This is a genomic window from Bradyrhizobium sp. CIR18 (assembly GCF_014198295.1).
GTDB lineage: Bacteria > Pseudomonadota > Alphaproteobacteria > Rhizobiales > Xanthobacteraceae > Bradyrhizobium.
Map to the genome: position 1 here is coordinate 93,494 of NZ_JACIHF010000008.1, position 17,246 is coordinate 110,739.

At 65.0% G+C, this 17,246-nt stretch carries 21 protein-coding genes; 9 read left to right on the forward strand and 12 right to left on the reverse strand.

The features are described from left to right. Window positions 1–45: 45 nt before the first annotated feature. The 5 genes from GGD65_RS24135 to GGD65_RS24155 form a co-directional block, all read right to left on the reverse strand. On the reverse strand, window positions 46–660 hold the full coding sequence (locus GGD65_RS24135; protein WP_183236820.1) for a hypothetical protein: 615 nt from the start codon (window positions 658–660) through the stop codon (window positions 46–48). Window positions 661–773: 113 nt separating this feature from the next. After that, window positions 774–1,541, reverse strand: a complete 768-nt coding sequence (gene pgeF, locus GGD65_RS24140; protein ID WP_092255073.1) for a peptidoglycan editing factor PgeF — start codon at window positions 1,539–1,541, stop codon at window positions 774–776. After that, window positions 1,538–2,656 (reverse strand): class I SAM-dependent methyltransferase, encoded by a 1,119-nt coding sequence (locus tag GGD65_RS24145; protein ID WP_018318332.1) that lies wholly within the window; start codon window positions 2,654–2,656, stop codon window positions 1,538–1,540. The genes pgeF and GGD65_RS24145 overlap by 4 nt, the downstream gene beginning before the upstream one ends. A gap of 20 nt (window positions 2,657–2,676) precedes the next feature. Continuing rightward, entirely contained in the window at window positions 2,677–3,522 is an 846-nt protein-coding gene (gene lgt / locus GGD65_RS24150) for a prolipoprotein diacylglyceryl transferase (RefSeq protein WP_092255070.1), read from the reverse strand. 8 nt (window positions 3,523–3,530) lie between these two features. Continuing rightward, on the reverse strand, window positions 3,531–4,268 hold the full coding sequence (locus GGD65_RS24155) for a dienelactone hydrolase family protein (RefSeq protein WP_026202001.1): 738 nt from the start codon (window positions 4,266–4,268) through the stop codon (window positions 3,531–3,533). A 166-nt stretch (window positions 4,269–4,434) separates the two neighbouring features. Here GGD65_RS24155 and GGD65_RS24160 point away from each other — a divergent pair, with 166 nt between their 5' ends. The 4 genes from GGD65_RS24160 to ychF all read left to right on the forward strand — a co-directional run bounded on the left by GGD65_RS24160 (window position 4,435) and on the right by ychF (window position 7,479). Next, window positions 4,435–4,686, forward strand: a complete 252-nt coding sequence (locus GGD65_RS24160) for an accessory factor UbiK family protein (protein WP_183236821.1) — start codon at window positions 4,435–4,437, stop codon at window positions 4,684–4,686. A 315-nt stretch (window positions 4,687–5,001) separates the two neighbouring features. Next, a complete protein-coding gene (locus tag GGD65_RS24165; protein ID WP_018318328.1) occupies window positions 5,002–5,712 on the forward strand; it encodes a 50S ribosomal protein L25/general stress protein Ctc in 711 nt (236 codons plus the stop codon). A gap of 58 nt (window positions 5,713–5,770) precedes the next feature. Beyond that, window positions 5,771–6,376 (forward strand): aminoacyl-tRNA hydrolase, encoded by a 606-nt coding sequence (gene pth, locus GGD65_RS24170; RefSeq protein WP_092255068.1) that lies wholly within the window; start codon window positions 5,771–5,773, stop codon window positions 6,374–6,376. A 5-nt stretch (window positions 6,377–6,381) separates the two neighbouring features. Beyond that, window positions 6,382–7,479, forward strand: a complete 1,098-nt coding sequence (gene ychF / locus GGD65_RS24175) for a redox-regulated ATPase YchF (protein ID WP_018318326.1) — start codon at window positions 6,382–6,384, stop codon at window positions 7,477–7,479. A gap of 123 nt (window positions 7,480–7,602) precedes the next feature. On the opposite strand, the gene GGD65_RS24180 is transcribed toward ychF, so the two are convergent. Then, window positions 7,603–7,899 (reverse strand): DUF4282 domain-containing protein, encoded by a 297-nt coding sequence (locus GGD65_RS24180; RefSeq protein ID WP_018318325.1) that lies wholly within the window; start codon window positions 7,897–7,899, stop codon window positions 7,603–7,605. A gap of 167 nt (window positions 7,900–8,066) precedes the next feature. Here GGD65_RS24180 and GGD65_RS24185 point away from each other — a divergent pair, with 167 nt between their 5' ends. The 3 genes from GGD65_RS24185 (at window position 8,067) to GGD65_RS24195 (ending at window position 9,342) form a co-directional block, all read left to right on the forward strand. Next, the gene (locus GGD65_RS24185; protein WP_183236823.1) at window positions 8,067–8,519 is read left to right on the forward strand and encodes a MaoC family dehydratase; all 453 of its coding nucleotides are present in this window, start codon (window positions 8,067–8,069) and stop codon (window positions 8,517–8,519) included. Beyond that, window positions 8,519–8,998, forward strand: coding sequence for a MaoC family dehydratase (locus GGD65_RS24190; RefSeq protein WP_092255062.1), 480 nt, complete (start codon window positions 8,519–8,521; stop codon window positions 8,996–8,998). The genes GGD65_RS24185 and GGD65_RS24190 overlap by 1 nt, the downstream gene beginning before the upstream one ends. A 197-nt stretch (window positions 8,999–9,195) precedes the next feature. Next, window positions 9,196–9,342, forward strand: a complete 147-nt coding sequence (locus tag GGD65_RS24195) for a hypothetical protein (protein ID WP_018318322.1) — start codon at window positions 9,196–9,198, stop codon at window positions 9,340–9,342. 37 nt (window positions 9,343–9,379) lie between these two features. Here the strand turns inward: GGD65_RS24195 and GGD65_RS24200 are convergent, their stop codons facing one another. The 5 genes from GGD65_RS24200 to GGD65_RS24220 all read right to left on the reverse strand — a co-directional run bounded on the left by GGD65_RS24200 (window position 9,380) and on the right by GGD65_RS24220 (window position 12,934). Then, window positions 9,380–9,517 carry a hypothetical protein gene (locus GGD65_RS24200; protein ID WP_018318321.1) on the reverse strand — a complete coding sequence of 46 codons (138 nt, stop codon included), beginning with the start codon at window positions 9,515–9,517 and terminating at the stop codon, window positions 9,380–9,382. A 379-nt stretch (window positions 9,518–9,896) separates the two neighbouring features. Continuing rightward, on the reverse strand, window positions 9,897–10,319 hold the full coding sequence (locus GGD65_RS24205) for a hypothetical protein (RefSeq protein WP_092255060.1): 423 nt from the start codon (window positions 10,317–10,319) through the stop codon (window positions 9,897–9,899). 306 nt (window positions 10,320–10,625) lie between these two features. Beyond that, window positions 10,626–11,543, reverse strand: coding sequence for a hypothetical protein (locus GGD65_RS24210; protein WP_183236824.1), 918 nt, complete (start codon window positions 11,541–11,543; stop codon window positions 10,626–10,628). A 271-nt stretch (window positions 11,544–11,814) separates the two neighbouring features. After that, window positions 11,815–12,255 carry a nuclear transport factor 2 family protein gene (locus GGD65_RS24215; protein ID WP_018318318.1) on the reverse strand — a complete coding sequence of 147 codons (441 nt, stop codon included), beginning with the start codon at window positions 12,253–12,255 and terminating at the stop codon, window positions 11,815–11,817. A 232-nt stretch (window positions 12,256–12,487) separates the two neighbouring features. Beyond that, window positions 12,488–12,934: a nuclear transport factor 2 family protein gene (locus GGD65_RS24220; RefSeq protein WP_026202000.1), complete on the reverse strand. Its 447-nt coding sequence runs from the start codon at window positions 12,932–12,934 to the stop codon at window positions 12,488–12,490. A 301-nt stretch (window positions 12,935–13,235) separates the two neighbouring features. On the opposite strand from GGD65_RS24220, the gene GGD65_RS24225 reads away from it, so the two are divergent. Together GGD65_RS24225 and GGD65_RS24230 are read left to right on the forward strand one after the other, a co-directional pair. Further along, window positions 13,236–13,469 carry a hypothetical protein gene (locus GGD65_RS24225; RefSeq protein WP_183236826.1) on the forward strand — a complete coding sequence of 78 codons (234 nt, stop codon included), beginning with the start codon at window positions 13,236–13,238 and terminating at the stop codon, window positions 13,467–13,469. 245 nt (window positions 13,470–13,714) lie between these two features. Continuing rightward, a complete protein-coding gene (locus GGD65_RS24230) occupies window positions 13,715–14,101 on the forward strand; it encodes a hypothetical protein (protein ID WP_183236827.1) in 387 nt (128 codons plus the stop codon). 115 nt (window positions 14,102–14,216) lie between these two features. Here the strand turns inward: GGD65_RS24230 and uvrB are convergent, their stop codons facing one another. Continuing rightward, complete coding sequence (gene uvrB / locus GGD65_RS24235) at window positions 14,217–17,192, reverse strand: excinuclease ABC subunit UvrB (RefSeq protein ID WP_183236828.1); 2,976 nt, start codon at window positions 17,190–17,192, stop codon at window positions 14,217–14,219. Between the last annotated feature and the right edge of the window lie 54 nt (window positions 17,193–17,246).

Genomic DNA, 17,246 nt, shown 5'->3' on the forward strand with positions numbered 1-17,246 from the left:
AGGCCAACGGCTTGGCCGCAACTCGAGGCCGTGGTTTAGCGGGGGTTATCGTTCGGCATAGCCGAGTGCCGTGGCCGGCATCTCTGCCACCGGGGCCTGCGGGATCACGCTCGCCACCGCCGGGCCCCGCAGGCCAGGAGCCGTGCCCGGGGTATCCGGCGTTCCGTTGATCATGTTGGAAAGTCCGCTGAATCCGGCCTGGGCGATCTTCCGCAGCACGAGGTCGTCGGCTGCTGCCCACGGATCGCGGCCGCCTTTGGCCGAGGTCGGTTCCTCGCCGGAGAGGCGCAGCGCCCGCTGCTGGTTGGCGTCGTAGACGTCCCAGACCCAGGCGATCACCGTCTTGCCGCGCACCACCTGGGCGGAGAGATAGCTGCGCACGCGGTAGGCGGCGGTCCCCTCGCGGGAGATGACGGACAGGCTGCGCAGCTTGGATTCGCTGTCGAGCACGCCGACCATGCGGTCGAACACCTGCGGCGGCGGCCCGTCGATCGATTCGAAGGCGACCGTTGCCCCGGAGCCGGCGCTCGGCGCCATTGCATAGGAATTGGCGGCCCCACCGCCGCCGGCGCAGCCGCCAAGCGCAGTCGCTGCCGCGAGCAGCACGACCGCCAGCACGCGCGAACCCGCACGGCCCAAGATGAATGACGCGTCCCTCATTATGGAGGGCAGCGATATCGTTAAAATCGATTAAGGTCTAGGGCGGAGGCGACATAGACCACTGTCATCGCAACGGGACATCGCCCCGGAATGAGACGGGGTTGCCGCTGTGTTCACGCTTCGAGCGCGATTGCGTGAACGTGGCGGCCGTAATCCGGCTCCTTGCGATGCACCGAGCGGCGATAGCTGAAGAAGCGCTCGTCGGCGTAGGTGTCGACGCCGAGATCGTCGATCATCAGGATGCCGGCGGCGTCCAGTCGCTTGCGAATGAAACCGGCGAGATCGAACATCGCGTGTCCCTCGCGCACCGAGGGTATGAAGAAGATCGCGTTGTCCGCATCGGCCTCGATGAAGCGCGCGACGAACTCGTTGCCGACCTCGTAGCTGTCCTGGCGGATCAAGGGGCCGATCGCGGCGATGATGCCACTGCGCGTCGCGCCGAGTTTCTCCATCGCTAGAATCGTCGCTTCCAGCACGCCCGTCAGCGCGCCCTTCCACCCCGCATGCGCGCCGCCGATCACGCGCGCGTTGGGATCTACGAACAGCACCGGCCCGCAATCGGCAGTGGAGACGCCGAGCGCGATGCCGGGCGTGTTCGTCACCAGCGCATCGCCCTTCGGCCGCGGCCCGTTCGGCCACGGTGCTTCTGCGACGAGCACGTCGGGTGAATGGATCTGGTGCAGGCTGAGGAAGCGTGCCGGCGCGACGCCGACATGCTCGGCCATGCGGCGGCGGTTTTCCGCGACAAGGGCCTGATCGTCGTTGGAGCCGAGGCCGCCGTTCAGCGCCGAGTAGATGCCACTGGAGACGCCGCCTTCGCGGGTGAAGAACGAGTGGCGCAGGCCGGGCACGGCTGACAGCAGCGACGAAGCGAGCGTCATGAGGCTTCTCCGGCCTGTTCGAGATCGCTGAGGCCGGCAATGCCTGTCAGCCGCGGCTCGGAGATGCCGAGCACCTTGAACATCGAGCCCATGCCGCTGCGCCCGGTGTCCGTCAGCCGCTTGAGGGCGATCGAAATGTCGGTGGCGACCTCCGGCGTTGCCTTCTGCATCAAGGCGGCGGCCCTTGTGTCGATGCCGATCCGCTTGAGGAAGTCCCCTTGCGTCACCGGCCCGTGCACGCGCGCGCCGACGTCCTCGGCCGCGCGCGCCAGCGCCTGGAAGTCGACATGAGCGGTGACGTCGGCCTGGCCCGGCGCCTTCAAGGGATCGGCGAAGGTGTGGCGCGCAATCGCCTGGAAGGTGTCGCCGGCGTCGCTGCGCAAATGGCCATAATCGATGATCAGCGCTGCGCCGTCCTGGTCACGCACGCGCGTGGCGAGCTTCATGATCTCGCCGTCGGGGCGCCATTCGAACACGGCGCCGACGGGTGCGGCGCGCACGAGCGGCGGCAGGAGCACGTCGAAGCGCGGCGTCGGCTCGGACGCCGCGCCGAATTGAAGCTTGCCGTTGGGATCGATCTCGATCACGCGCTCGTGCCAGCCGTTCTCGTGGCGGACCATCTGGTGGACCGGCAGCACGTCGAAATATTCGTTGGCGAGGATGATGCTCGGTCCCTCAGGCACGTCGTCGATGCTGTCGTGCCAGGCAATGTTGCGCACGCCTGACAGCGTCGCATTCTGCCGCTCGCGCAAGACGGGATTGACCTCGACCATGTGGACATGAAGCGCCTGGTAGAGCGGCGGCAGCACGCGAAGGGCGCGTAGCGCGTCCGCCATCATGGTGCCGCGGCCGGGGCCGAGCTCAATCAACCGCAGGAATTGCGGCGAGCCCATTTGCTTCCACACCGAGGCGGTCCATAGTCCCAAGAGCTCGCCGAACATCTGGCTGACTTCGGGTGAGGTTGTGAAGTCGCCCTCACGCCCGAGCGGATCGCGCGAGACGTAATAGCCATGGCGCGGATGCATCAGGCACAGTTCCATGTACCGCCAGACCGGCATGGGACCTGAGGATTTGATCAGCGCCTTGATCTCGTTGAGTAGCGGCTGTTCGGTCACGGCTATCTTCTCGAAATGAATTAACGAACGGCCCCTGCGGGCTTCGGCGCACCGCGCCTGACTGCCAATACAATAAGTATGCCGCCGACGATAAGCATCGGGATCGACAGCAGCATGCCCATGGTTAATCCGCCCCAGAGGAAACCGAGCTGCGCGTCCGGTTCGCGGAAGTGCTCGCCGGCAATCCGGGTCAGACCGTAGATCAGGATGAAGGCGCCGAGGATCATGCCCGGCCGTTTCAGCGCGCCGAGCCGGATCATCACCGCGAGCACCGTGAACAGCAGGATGCCTTCCATGCCGGCCTCGTAGAGCTGGCTCGGATGACGCGGCAGTTGCGTCGGATCGTTGGGGAATATCATCGCCCAGGGCAGGCTCGGATCGGTGGCGCGGCCCCACAATTCGCCGTTGATGAAGTTGGCGATGCGCCCGAGCAGCAGTCCGACCGGCGCGACCGCGGTGGTGATGTCGCCGAGCGACAGGATCGAGATGCCGTTGCGAAAGGCGAACAACATCACCGCGACGACGCAGCCGAGGAAGCCGCCATGGAAGGACATGCCGCCCTCCCATAACCGGAAGATCGCGGCGGGATGATCGATGAAGAAAGGCAGATTGTAGAACAGCACGTAGCCGGTGCGGCCGCCGAGAATGATGCCGAGCGTAACCCAGAGGATGAAGTCGTCGATCTGCAGCAGCGACATCGGCGCGGGGCCGCCCCACAGGCGCTCCTTCTTCAGCAGCGAGCGCGCATAGAGCCAGCCGAACACGATGCCGCAGATATAGGCCAGCGCATACCAGCGGATCGCGAACGGCCCGATCTCCAGCGCGATCGGCTTGAAGGCGGGGAAGTCGATGAGAAGAAGCTGCATCTCGCCTTCTATTTCTGGACGAGATTGCGGCGATAGAGCGCCAAGAGGCGCTCCCAATGCCGCTCGGCGGCGTCGCGGTCATAGACCGGGCGCTTGGGGAAGGCGAAGCCGTGATGCGTGCCGGGATAGATCTCGACCTCGGCCTTGGCGCCGTTCATGCCTTCTTTGACCTTCTCGATAATCTCCGGCGGCGCGTAGACGTCGGTCTCGGCGCAGGCGAAATAGAGCTCGGCCTTGGTCTTAGCCGCGGCCAAATGCGGGCTGTCGTCCTGATCCGTTGCCAGCTGCACGCCATAGATCGAGGCGGCCGCCTTGACGCTGTCGGGGAAATGCGTGGCGGCGTTGATGGCGTAGCGGCCGCTCATGCAATAGCCGACGGTGCCGACCAGCTTGGTGTTCGCGGCCGCCTGGCCCTCGGCATAGGCGAGCAGCGCTCTGGTGTCGTCCATGATCATGGGGATGGTGAGCGAGCCCATCAGCTGGAACATGCGCTTGCGCTCCGGCGCGTTCGGGTCGGCCGGCAGCGCGCCGAGCTCCATCACGCCGGAGCGGTAATAGAGGTTCGGCAGCATCACGTAATAGCCTGAGGTCGCGAGCCGGCGCGCCATGTCGCGCAGCTCTTCGCGGATCGCGGGCGCATCCATGTAGAACAGGATGACCGGAAACGGCCCGCCGCGTTCAGGATGGCTGATGAAGGTTGCGGTGTGGCCGTCCCTGGTGGGGATCGCGATCTGCTGGTCGATCATCTCATGCGCCTTGTGATTCTTCTTATGGAGGGACGATGAATACGATTGCAAGGAAACCGGGGCATGACAAGGATACCTCCGATCGGGCCTTGAACCGGCCCAATCGGATTGCCATTGTGTTTTGGAGCGTTCGCGCAAAGTTTATCGGAGCTGCCAGGAGGCCGAAATGACCCAGACCAACAACCGGTTTTTCGACGAGATCGGCCGCCTGATGAACGATGCCGCCGGTGCCGCCCAGGGCGTCAAGCGCGAGTTCGACACCGTGATGCGCACCCAGGCCGAAAAATTCCTGCGCGACATGGACCTAGTCAAGCGCGAGGAGTTCGAGGCGGTCAAGGACATGGCCCGCCTGGCCCGCGAGGAGAACGAGGCGCTGAAGACGCGGGTTGCAGCGCTGGAGGCCAAGCTCGGCGGGTAGGCGCCCTTCCTACCCTCCCCTGGAGGGGGAGGGTCGATCGCGCGTAGCGCGAGCGGGGCGGGGTGACGGTCTCTCCGCGTCGAAAGTGCCCGTGGGGAGAGATCACCCCACCCCCGTCTCACATTTCGCTGCGCTCAATGTGAGCCGACCCTCCCCCTCCAGGTGAGGGTGCCGCCCATTCTCCTTGTCATTTCCGCATCTTCCGGGTAAAAGCCCGCCAGTTCGTGGCCCCCGCACCCCTGGAGGCTTGCTGCGAACGATGCCATGGGCCGCGCTGCGGCCCATTAACTTTTGCAAAAACAAGGACTTAACGACATGGCGACGACCGTCAAGGAATTGAAGGCGACCGCACGTCCGAAGAGCGGCAAGGGGGCCGCCCGGGCTGAGCGTCGCGCCGGGCGAGTGCCCGGAGTGATCTATGGCAACAACCAGCCCCCCGTCACGATCTCGATCGAAGATCGCGAACTGCGCCAGCGCATCCTCGCCGGCCGGTTCCTGACCACGCTGGTCGACATCGATCTCGAGGGCAAGAAGCACCGCGTGATTCCGCGCGACTACCACCTCGATCCGGTCAAGGACTTCCCGATCCATGTCGACTTCATGCGGCTCGGCGAAGGCGCCACCATCCGCATCAGCGTGCCGCTGCATGTCGTGAAGGCGGAAACGTCCCCGGGCGTGAAGCGCGGCGGCACCGTCAACATCGTCGCCCACGCGATCGAGCTCGAATGCGGCGTCGAGAGCATTCCGCAGTACATCGAGGCCGATGTCGGCTCGCTCGAAATCGGTCACTCCTTGCATCTGTCCGACGTCAAGCTGCCGAACGGCGTGAAGGCGCTGACCCGCGAGGATGCAACCCTCGTCACCATCGTGCCGCCGTCCGGCTACGCCGAAGAGCAGAAGGCCGCCGCTGCGGCTGCAGCTCCTGGCGCTGCTGCGGCTGCTCCGGCGGCTGGCGCTGCGGCTCCGGCCGCTGCTGCTCCTGCCGCGGCTGCCAAGGCTCCCGCCGGCGGCGACAAGAAGAAGTAATCTCTCAAAGCTGGCGCGCGGTCTCTGATCGCGCGCCGAGCGAGGGGCGCGCCGCGTCATGCGACTCTTTGTTGGGCTCGGCAATCCCGGCGCAAAATACGCACGTAACCGGCACAATATCGGCTTCATGGCCGTCGACGAGATCGCGCGGCGTCATGGTTTCGCACCATGGCGCCGTCGTTTTCAGGGCGAGACCTCGGAAGGCACGCTCGGCACCGAGCGTGTGATCCTGCTCAAGCCCACGACCTACATGAACGATTCCGGCCGCGCCGTGCAGGAAGCCGCAAGCTTCTTCAAGATCGCTCCCGGCGACGTCACCGCGTTCCACGATGAGCTCGAGCTGCCGCCGGGCAAGGTGCGGGTGAAGATCGGCGGCGGCATCGCCGGCCACAACGGCCTGCGCTCGATCTCGGCGCATATCGGCAACGACTATCGCCGGGTGCGACTCGGCATCGGTCATCCCGGCGTCAAGGAACTGGTGCACGGCCACGTGCTGTCGGACTTCGCCAAGGCCGACAACGACTGGGTGACGACGCTGTGCGAGGCGGTGGCCGAGCACGCAGGCCTGGTCGCCAAGGGCACGGATGCGACCTTCGCCAACAGGGTGCATCTCGCCATGCAGGCGAAGGGATTTTTGACCAAGGACGAGAACGGCAAGGAATAACGCTCGTGGGATTTAAATGCGGAATCGTCGGATTGCCCAATGTCGGCAAGTCGACCTTGTTCAACGCGCTGACCGAGACGGCCGCGGCGCAGGCCGCGAACTATCCGTTCTGCACCATCGAGCCGAATGTCGGCGAGGTCGCCGTGCCCGATCCTAGGCTCGACAAGCTCGCGGCGATCGCCAAGTCCGGCCAGATCATCCCGACCCGGCTGACCTTCGTCGACATCGCTGGCCTCGTCCGCGGCGCCTCCAAGGGTGAAGGCCTCGGCAACCAGTTCCTCGCCAACATCCGCGAGGTCGATGCGATCGCGCATGTCGTGCGCTGCTTTGAAGATTCCGACATCACCCATGTCGAGGGCAAGATCGCCCCGCTCGCCGACATCGAGACCATCGAGACCGAGCTGATGCTCGCCGATCTCGACAGCCTCGAGAAGCGCGTCGACAACCTCACCAAGAAGGCCAAGGGCAACGACAAGGACGCCAAGGAGCAGCTCGACCTCGTCAACCGCACCCTGGTGCTGCTGCGTGAAGGCAAGCCCGCGCGCCTCGTCGAGCGCAAGGCGGAGGAGGAACGCGCCTTCGGCATGCTCGGCCTGCTGTCGTCCAAGCCCGTGCTCTATGTCTGCAACGTCGAGGAAGGCTCGGCCGCAACGGGCAATTCGTTCTCCCAGGCGGTGCAGGAGCAGGCCGCCAAGGAAGGCGCGGTTGCCGTCGTCATCTCCGCCAAGATCGAATCCGAGATCGCGACCATTTCGCGTGAGGAACGCGCCGACTTCCTGGAGACGCTGGGTCTCGAAGAGGCCGGCCTCGATCGCCTGATCCGCGCCGGCTACACGCTGCTCGACCTCATCACCTATTTCACGGTGGGTCCGAAGGAAGCGCGCGCCTGGACCATCTATCGCGGCACCAAGGCGCCGGGCGCGGCGGGCGTGATCCATACCGATTTCGAGAAGGGTTTCATCCGCGCCGAGACGATTGCGTATGAGGACTACGTCGGGCTCGGCGGCGAAGCCGGCGCCCGCGATGCCGGCAAGCTCCGCCTCGAAGGCAAGGAATACGTCGTCGCCGACGGCGACGTGATGCATTTCAGGTTCAATACTTAAGTACCAACATCGATGCCGTAGGGTGGGCAAAGCGAAGCGTGCCCACCATCTCTCATATCGCGGAATGATCGTGGGCACGGCGCTTTGCGCCTTTGCCCACCCTACGGCACCTGTGCGTGACGCTCACCGCATCCCGCTGCCCTGGTCGCGGATGGCGCCGAGATGCTCGTTGATGCGGAAGACGATCAGGATCAGCTCCGCGGCGATGCGCGAGAACACGATTCCGACGACGACGCTCGCGATCGACGACAGCAGCACCAGGAAGCCGCCGAACGGACTGATCGCCATCGCAGCCAGGCCGGAGAAGATGCCGGAGAGGCCGAACAGGCAGATCAGCGCGATCACCAGCCAGTAGAAAGTCTTGATGATCGTCGGCGTGATGAAGCGGTCCCACTGAAACAGATCGCTGAATGAAAACATTGCTCTCCCCAGGGCATCGGGCCTTGGTAAATGGATCTTGGCCCTCGGTTGATCCGACTCAAGACCAACGCCGCCACCCCGTATGTAGCACGAGCCATGCGGGCCGGCGGGTTGAGATTGCCGCAAAGTGCGGCCACAATCTGTCATTTCCGCTAGCCAATCCCAAGATGACCCTGACCTTCGAAGATTTCCCGCCCGGCCGGTTCGGAACATTCGGCCCGCGCCACGTCACCCGCGACGAGATTCTGGCCTTCGCGGCCGAGTTCGATCCGCAGCCGATGCATCTGGACGAGGAGGCCGCAGCCAAGAGCATGCTGCGCGGCCTGTCCGGCTCAGGCTGGCACCTCTGCTCGCTGATGATGCGGATGATGGCCGACGGCTTCATTACCCGCGCCGCGTCGCTGGGGTCTCCCGGCGTCGACGAGGTGCGCTGGCTCTCGCCGCTCCGGCCCGGCGACGATCTCATGCTCGACGTCGACGTGTTGGAGGCGCGCCCCTCCAAGGGCCGGCCCGAACTCGGCATCGTCAAGTTCAAATGCACCGTGCGCAACGCCAAGGGTGAGGCGCTGGGCGAGATGACCTCGCCGATCCTGATCAAGCGGCGCGAGGGGACGGTCTGATGCGGTTCTTCGACGACATCGAGATCGGCCAGCGCCGCGAGATCGGCACCTATACGTTCACGGCCGAGGCCATCAAGAATTTCGCCGCGAAGTTCGATCCGCAGCGTTTTCATCTCGACGAGGAGGAGGGCAAGAACTCGCTGTTCGGCGGGCTTGCCGCCTCGGGTTGGCATGTCGGCTCGGCCTGCATGAGCCTGCTTGTCGCTGACGGCCAGCGTCTGGCGCGCGAGGCCGTAGCGCGCGGCGAGGAGGTTGCGGTGTGGGGACCTTCGCCGGGCTTTCGCGACCTGCGCTGGATCCGGCCGGTGCTCGCCGGCGATACCGTCGCTTACGTCAACGTCGTCACCGACAAGCGCACCTCGGCCTCGCGCCCCGGCTGGGGCATCCTGACCGCCCGCACCACCGGCACCAACCAGCGCGGCGAGGACGTCTATTCCATCACCGCCAGCGCCTTCGTGCCGATGCGGAAGAGCGGTTAGATCTGTTCCAAGATGAACGGGCAAATGAGTGCGCAAGTGTTGCCCGCGCGCTATGGACGCGATTCCGAGCGGCTGCCATAAGCCTGCGCAACATGGTTACCGCGAAGCAGTTTGGTGGAACCAGTGAGTTGCTAACTAATTATGAACCTGTCGCTGTCTAATTGAAACGAATTGGGCAGAGACAGGGGACGAGGACCATGGCTGATCGCGGCGCACTCAAGTTTGTTGGATTTATCTTCGCTACCGCGACGCTGGCCGTGATGCTGGTCGCCGGCATGGTGGTGAAGGGCTATGCCGATGGCGCCTACACCCTGGAAGCCTCGGCCGTCGACGCGAGCCGGTAAGAATCTGTTAAGCTCTCGGGGCCGGAAAGCGGCCCCCTCAGCGGCTATAGACGAACGCCAGCACCGCGATCGCAACCACCAGCAATCCGACGAAGCGCAGCATGATCGTGCCGAGCTGACTGGGCGCGGGCCGCAGCGATATCGGGTCCGTGTTGTCGGGCCGAATGCTTTCCATGAGATGTCCCCCGGCCCGGCCGCAAGAGAAGCGGGCGCTTGGCATTGGTCGTCGGGAAGGCGCGGCGGGTTCAATAGCGCACCGCATAGCTACGGTGACGGTGTGAACGTGCGTCCACCGTCTTACGCGGCCCTTTTCGCAGCCACACCCACCGCCGTCATGCCCCGGCTTGACCGGGCTTGATCCGGGCATCCAGTACGCCGCGGCGTCTCGGTTCAATCACTGGCGTCTCTGGAATACTGGATCACCCGCTTTCGCGGGTGATGACACCTGTTTTGACGAGATAGCGTCCGGACACGCTACGCCGGGGCGACATCCCGAATCAAAACTGCCGCGCTCCTTGCGGAACGCGGCAGCCGGTGATGCGTGATGTCAGTGCTTAGCTGTTGCGCAGGCCGTCGGCGGCGCGCTTCCACTGCGCGACGTTGTCGGCGATCATCCGGGTCGACTTCATCGCGGCCTGGCTGAGCTGGGCGTAGCCGGAGATCTCGCGCTGGACGCGCTGGCCCTCGGCATGCAGCAGGTCACGCAGGCTCTCAAGCTCCGAGATCAGATTCTCGATCTCGGCGAGCGAGGTGCCGGCGACGCGCTGGATCAGCGAGTTGACGTTGGTGACGGTGGCGTCCGCGCTCGGATCGAGCGGGGGCGCGTCGGTGGTCGCCGCCGCCGGACGGCGCAGATAGGCAATGTCGTTGCGGACGAAGTCGCGGATGCCGGCTTCGACTTCCGTGACTGCAGCGAGGTTGGTGTCGACCGTCTCGGTCTCGGCGGCTTCGGTCTTTTCCGGACGCATGGCGTTCATCGTTATTCCCCTGTTCGCGTTGAGCGCAGCGCGAGTGTCCCCCCGCACGACGACGTCTGTGAGGCAGCCCGCATCAGGGCGCCGGAATTTGGCCGCAAATGGGCCGAGATGCGGCAAGGGCGGACCATTCGGGGGTTTTGCCGTGGCGTATGGTTAGGAGAGTGTGAACGTCGCTGCGGCGGCCACCGTTCCAGCTCCTCCTGGTGAGGAGCGCGAAGCGCGTCTCGAACCATGCAGGGCCTCGATCCTTCGAGACGCGCTCCTTCGGAGCGCCTTCAGGACGAGGAGAAAGAGTGGAGGCTCGGCCTACCAGCTCTTCTTGAAACCCGCCGTCAGGCTCTTGTTGATCGCGCCTTGCGAGGTCTCGCCGACCGAGCCGGAGACGGTGACATTGTCGAACAGCTTCTGCTCGGCGCCGACCTTGCGCAGCCATTTGTCGTCGGTGGTCGACAGCGACTGGCCGGCGGTGATGCTGGTGCCGGTGTCGGTGAGGGTCACCTTGGCCGACTGGTCGGTCTCGTAATTGCGGGTGATGTGGCCGCCGATGCCGGGGACCGCACTCGTGCCCTGCTGGTTGACGCTGTAGCCGTTCTGCAGCGTCAGTGAGGTGTCGCCGGACAGTGGCACCGATTTGGTCAGCGAGGCCCCGAGCTTGCTCTGTTCCGAGCCGGGATCGACGCGGGCTTCCACCGCGGTCTTGTCCCAGATCGAGCCCGCGCCGGGCGCGGTTGCCGTCGCCCAGGCGCTGCCGGAGGATTGCGGCAGGTTGCCGCCATTGGTGGCCTTTTGCGCCAGCAGCTCGGACATCGTCCGCGGCTCGCTGGTCACCGTCATGTCGGCGCCGATCCGCGTATCCCAGAACGAGAACACGGATTGCTTCACCGTCACCGCCGAGGAGCCGTTCGCATTGGCGTTCGACGACCAGTCCAGGCCGTCCTTGGCGGCGGCCTTGGCGCGCTTCTTGGCGGCGATCGGGTCAATGCCGGTGCCGGCATCGACCGCGAGCTGGCTCCAGTCGAGCTTGTCGACGTCGATGCCTTTGAGCACGTCGGGGTCGTTGACGTCGGGGGTCTCTGCCGTCTCGGTCTCGGCCTCGTCTGGCGCGGCCGCGGGTGGGGAGAAGGGCGGAAGGATCTGCGCCGAAACCGTCAGCACTGAGCCCAAGATGAACGCGGCCGCCAGCACCGGCAGCCTGGTCCAGCCGAAACCTGTCGAGAATTCCATCGTCCTGCCCGCAAGCCCCAGCGCATGTTGTCCGCCAATATAAGGCGGTCCTTGGTGATGACCATGCGCCATTCGGTCTGCTTGGATCAATGCGGATTTATCGTTGCGAAATTGTGGCAACTCGCGTGGGGACGCGAACCAACGGGCCGCGCGAAAGGCGCGCGCCCGACGACGAGCTTCCGGTACGACGACATCCGGCGGGGCTGGAGGCCAGGACGTCGCGTCAGGCATTGTCATCGGTCCCGAACAGCGGGGCCCGTTGGCGTCCCCCTCAGCCGACGCTGGTCATCTTCGGCAGATGAATGGCGCGGCCGAGTGCCTGCTCGACCAGGTCGAAGGTGTCGATCAGGACGCGCATGCTGGTGAGCTTGCCCGCCCTGAACTGGGCAAACTGCGCGACCCGCAAGCTGATCGGCTTGTTGGAATCCAGTGCCGTCAGCGAATAGCGCATCATCGAGGCGGCGGAATCGACGCCCAGCATGATGCTCTCGCGGTCGAAGCGGCGGACCTGGAAATTGTCGGCGAGCTGGCGGATGACGTCGAGCACGGCGTCCTTGCCCTGGCGCGCGCCGAGGAACGGAAACATGTCGATCGGGCCGTAGAGCGCCCATTCGACGTCCTCGTCGATCAGGGCCTCGATGTCCTCGAAATGCCGGTCGTTGATCGCGCGGTGCAACGCGCGCGAGAAACGCCAGAGGCTGTGCTCTGTCATTTTGGGCAGTCCTGAAGCTGGCTTTGCGAAAGAAAAACGGAAAACGACCCCAGCGCAGTCAGGCGGTGGGGCTCAACTCATTTGTATACGAATAAAATACCCGATTTCGGCCAAAACGCAATTCACGTTTTCGCAATGCACAATTGATGGCGATATGTGAGATCTGCAATAAAACCCCGTAATCTTCCGGGTCCTGGCGGCTCGCGCGCGGGTTCCAGGGGAGGGAGCAGGCTCAGTCCACCCGTGCACCCGTGATCAGCGGCCCGATCTCGCGCTCCAGCACCTGCTGCACCAGATCGTAGGAATCGATGATCTCGCGGATCTCCGCCACCAGCCCGCCGCGGAAGGTGTAGAACACGGCCATGTCGAACTGCACGATGCGGTCGTTGCTGCGCTTCCTGAAATAGGCCTGCATGTAGGTCGCGACCGCCTCGCCCTCGGCCAGGATGTGCGGTGCCTTGTAGCGGATCTCCGAATAGCGCGACCAGACCGTCTGCCACAGCTCGCGCAGCTCGGCCTTGCCGTGGCGCGGCACCATGTGCGGCAGCACGTCGATCGGCGCATGGGTGAGGAAGTCGACGTCATCGGTGCAGCACGCCAGCGCGGCCTCGATGTCGCCGCGCGCGAAGGCGTCGAGCAGATGCAGCACGCGCTGGCGATTGAGCTTCTCGACAGTCATTCCGCCCGTCCCTCATTGGCCGTGTGGCGCCCTGCAACGCTAACGCGCGGTCTCCTGCACCGGCAATCCGCAAAATCACAGGGATGTTGCAGACGATATGACGCTCGAGCGCAATGCCAGGTTCATGGCGTGCCAATTGCGAGTTGAATTGCGGCAAGGCTGCACGAATTCTTGCTGCATTCAGCTGCATGACACGCAACGCAGATGGCGCAATGCGCAAGGTCACCGCGGCGCAGCCGTATGGAACCGCCGCGCGCCCGTGCCCGTTGGAGCGCCGACAAACGCATTCGGAGCATCGATCATGAAATCCCTCCTCGCCGTCACCGCCGCACTGCTCATGCTTGGCGCGACATCCACCGCCCATGCCAAGGGTTGCATCAAGGGCGCCGTCGTCGGCGGCGTTGCCGGCCACTATGCCGGTCATCACGGGGTCCTGGGTGCCGCCGCCGGCTGCCTCTACGGCGGGCACCACGCCAAGGAACAGGAGAAGCAGCGGCAGCAGCAGGGTCAGGTGAACGGGCAGGGGAAGTTGTAAGCGACAATCCAACCGCATCGGCGGTCTGCTCCCTCGCCCCGCTTGCGGGGAGAGGGTTGGGGTGAGGGGGAGTCTCTCCGGGGACAGTGGCAGCTCGACCCGCGGAGAGTCCCCCTCACCCGATCGCTTCGCGATCGACCTCTCCCCGCAAGCGGGGCGAGGTGAAGAAGGCCGCGTGACGCATCTCACATCACCGCTCCGGCATGGCAGCTAATGTCATCCCCATGTCATCAGGGAGACGTGCCATGGCTGCCATCGCCACCGTCAGAAAGTCCCGCCTGCACAACGCGCTCGAAGGCCTCGCGCTGACCACGATCCTGCAGAGCTTCCCGACCTTCGCCGCCGCGGCCTTCCTGCTCAAGCTCGTTGGCAACCACGATCTCGTCGGCGACCCCGGCGTCGCGATCTTCGTCGCCATCGCCTCGCTCGCCCACGCCATGCTCGCCGTGACCCTCGGCCCGAGCTTCCCGCACATGTTCAAGACCGTCTACGAACCAAAGTTCTTCGAGGCCCATCTATCGCTGTCCGACAAGATCACGGCCTGGCGCACCCAGCCCGTCGCCTCGCTGCAATTGGTGACGATCGTGCTGCTGCTGTCGGTGATGGCGGTGGTGACGGCGAGTGTGGGGTGAGGGCGGAGAAATCTCTCCGGCGTCATTCCGGGCGCCGCAGAGCGGCGAGCTATGATGCGCAATTGCGCATCTGAGAATCCATGACCACGAACGGCAATGAGAAGCGAGAGCGTCCCTACCTCTTCTTCCACCCACCCCGTCTTCCCGGCTGCCCCCCCGTCGACTTCGGTGCCGGCCCGAACTCCGGGCCCGACTGCCGCGAATCCGTCGGCTGGATGATCCGGCTCGTACTTCCGAACGGCTTTGACGGCAGTGTCTGGTTCTCGCGATAGGGCAGCGATTCCGGGCCGTGCATCTCGTCGAGGTGCGGCTTATGGACCTTCGAGCCGCCTCCGCCGCCGCTGGCTTTCAGCGCGGACCCAACGGTCTTCTTCTTCATGGCGCTGACAGGCAGGTTGGCGGCGTCGCCGTACTTCTTGCTGCCGGCATAGGCGCCGGCCTTGCCCTGCACGGTGCGCTGCTTGGCGGTGGGATCGTCGACCACGGCGAGCTCGGTGGCGCGCAGGCGCTTGACTTCGTCGCGCAGGCGCGCGGCTTCCTCGAAGTTCAGATCGGCTGCGGCCTCGCGCATCCGCGTTTCCAGATCGCCGAGCACGGCTTCGAAGTTGTGGCCGATCGAGATGACGTCGTCAGTCATGTCGTGGCCGCCGACCTCGATCAGTACGTGGTCGCGCTCGTAGACGGAGTTGAGGATGTCGCCGATCTGCTTCTTCACGCTCTCCGGCGTGATGCCGTTGGCGGTATTGTACTCGACCTGCTTTTCGCGGCGGCGGTTGGTCTCGGCGATGGCGCGCTCCATCGATCCCGTCATCTGATCGGCGTAGAGGATCACCTTGCCGTCGACGTTGCGCGCGGCGCGGCCGATGGTCTGGATCAGCGAGGTCTCGCTGCGCAAAAAGCCTTCCTTGTCGGCGTCGAGGATCGCGACCAGCGCGCATTCGGGAATGTCGAGGCCTTCGCGGAGCAGGTTGATGCCGACCAGCGCGTCGAACGCGCCGAGACGGAGGTCGCGGATGATCTCGATGCGCTCGATGGTGTCGATGTCGGAGTGCATGTAGCGGACGCGGATGCCCTGCTCGTGCAGATATTCGGTGAGGTCCTCGGCCATGCGTTTGGTCAGCACCGTGATCAGCGAGCGGTAGCCGGCCTGCGCGGTGGCGCGGACCTCGCCGACGAGATCGTCGACCTGGGTGCGGGCGGGACGAATATCGACGGGAGGATCGATCAGCCCGGTGGGGCGAATGACCTGCTCGACGAACACGCCGCCGCTCTCGTTCAGCTCCCAGCCGCTCGGCGTCGCCGACACCGCAACCGTCTGCGGCCGCATCATGTCCCATTCCTCGAAGCGCAAGGGTCGGTTGTCCATGCAGGAGGGCAGGCGGAAGCCGTATTCGGCCAGCGTCGCCTTGCGGCGGAAGTCGCCGCGGAACATGGCGCCGATCTGCGGGATGGTGACGTGGCTTTCGTCGGCGAAGATTAGCGCGTTGTCGGGGACGTATTCGAACAGCGTCGGCGGCGGCTCGCCGGGGCGGCGTCCCGTGAGATAGCGCGAATAGTTCTCGATGCCGGCGCAGCTGCCCGTCGCCTCCATCATCTCGAGGTCGAAGGTGGTGCGCTGCTCCAGCCGCTGCGCTTCCAAGAGGCGCCCCTGGTCGTTCAACTGGTCGAGCCGCTGTTTCAATTCGAACTTGATCGACTTGATCGCCTGCACCAGCGTCGGGCGCGGCGTCACATAGTGGGAGTTGGCGTACATCTTGATGAATTCGAGCTCGTCCTGCTTGTGGCCGGTGAGCGGATCGAACTCCTCGATATTCTCGATGGTGTCGCCGAACAAATTCACGCGCCAGGCGCGGTCCTCATAGTGCGCCGGGAAAATGTCGATGACGTCGCCGCGCACGCGAAACGTGCCGCGGGTGAAATCGGCCTGGGTGCGCTTGTATTGCAAGGCGACGAGGTCGGCGATGAGCTGGCGCTGGTCGATGCGCTCGCCTTTCTTCAGTGCGAAGGTCATCGCGGTGTAGGTCTCGACCGAGCCGATACCGTAAATGCACGACACCGAGGCGACGATGATGACGTCGTCCCGCTCGAGCAGCGCGCGCGTCGCCGAGTGGCGCATGCGGTCGATCTGCTCGTTGATCGAGGAGTCCTTCTCGATATAGGTGTCGGTACGCGGGACGTAGGCTTCCGGCTGGTAGTAGTCGTAATAGGAGACGAAATATTCCACCGCGTTCTCAGGGAAGAAGTTCTTGAACTCGCCATAGAGCTGGGCGGCGAGCGTCTTGTTCGGCGCCAGGATCAGCGCGGGGCGCTGCGTCTTCTCGATGACCTGCGCCATCGTGTAGGTCTTGCCCGAGCCGGTGACGCCGAGCAGCACTTGAGTGCGGTCGTTGCGCTGGACGCCTTCGACCAGTTCGGCGATCGCGGTCGGCTGGTCGCCCTTGGGCTGGTATTCCGATTTGATCTCGAAGCGCACGCCGCCTTCGGACTTTTCCGGCCGCGGCGGCCGGTGCGGCGTCCACACCTTGGTGGAGCCGTCGTTCTTGCGGAACTCCGGCCGGCCCTCGCGGATCAGCGCCTCCAGCGCATCCGCGGTCGCCTTGACGCCGAGCGCCTCCATCTTGCTGCGCGGCGGACGCGCCAGCGCCTCGGCATCGTCCTCCTCGGTGGGCAGGCCGAGCTGCCGCGCCAGTTCCGGATCGAGCGTCGGGATCGTGGCCGCGGTTCCGTAATTGGCCTGCGGCGCTTCTTCCAGCCCGCTAACCTCGCTGGATTGCCGGGCGCCCGCCGGCTGCGGGTTGGGCCGCAGCGGCATCGGCCGCGCACTGTCCTGCGGAAACTCCTTCGGCGTCGAGGCCCGCGCGCGATGCGCCGCAGCCTCGCCGCCGGAGCGGCGGTCGCGCGAATTGTCCGGCGGCGGCTGCAGCCCGGTGCCCGAGCCAAGACCGGCATCGCCACGATTGATCGCGGGATTGAGCAGCTCGGCCAGCGCCGGCCCGATCGGCTGCACATCAGGCCGATGTGCCTTCGAGTTCGGGGCCTTGGTCTTGGGGGATTTGCCGGATTTTTCGGAGGATGCAGGTTTCTTCGCCATGAGGCGAATATGGGATGAGTCCGCCTCCCGATAAAGGGCGAATGACCGTCCTCA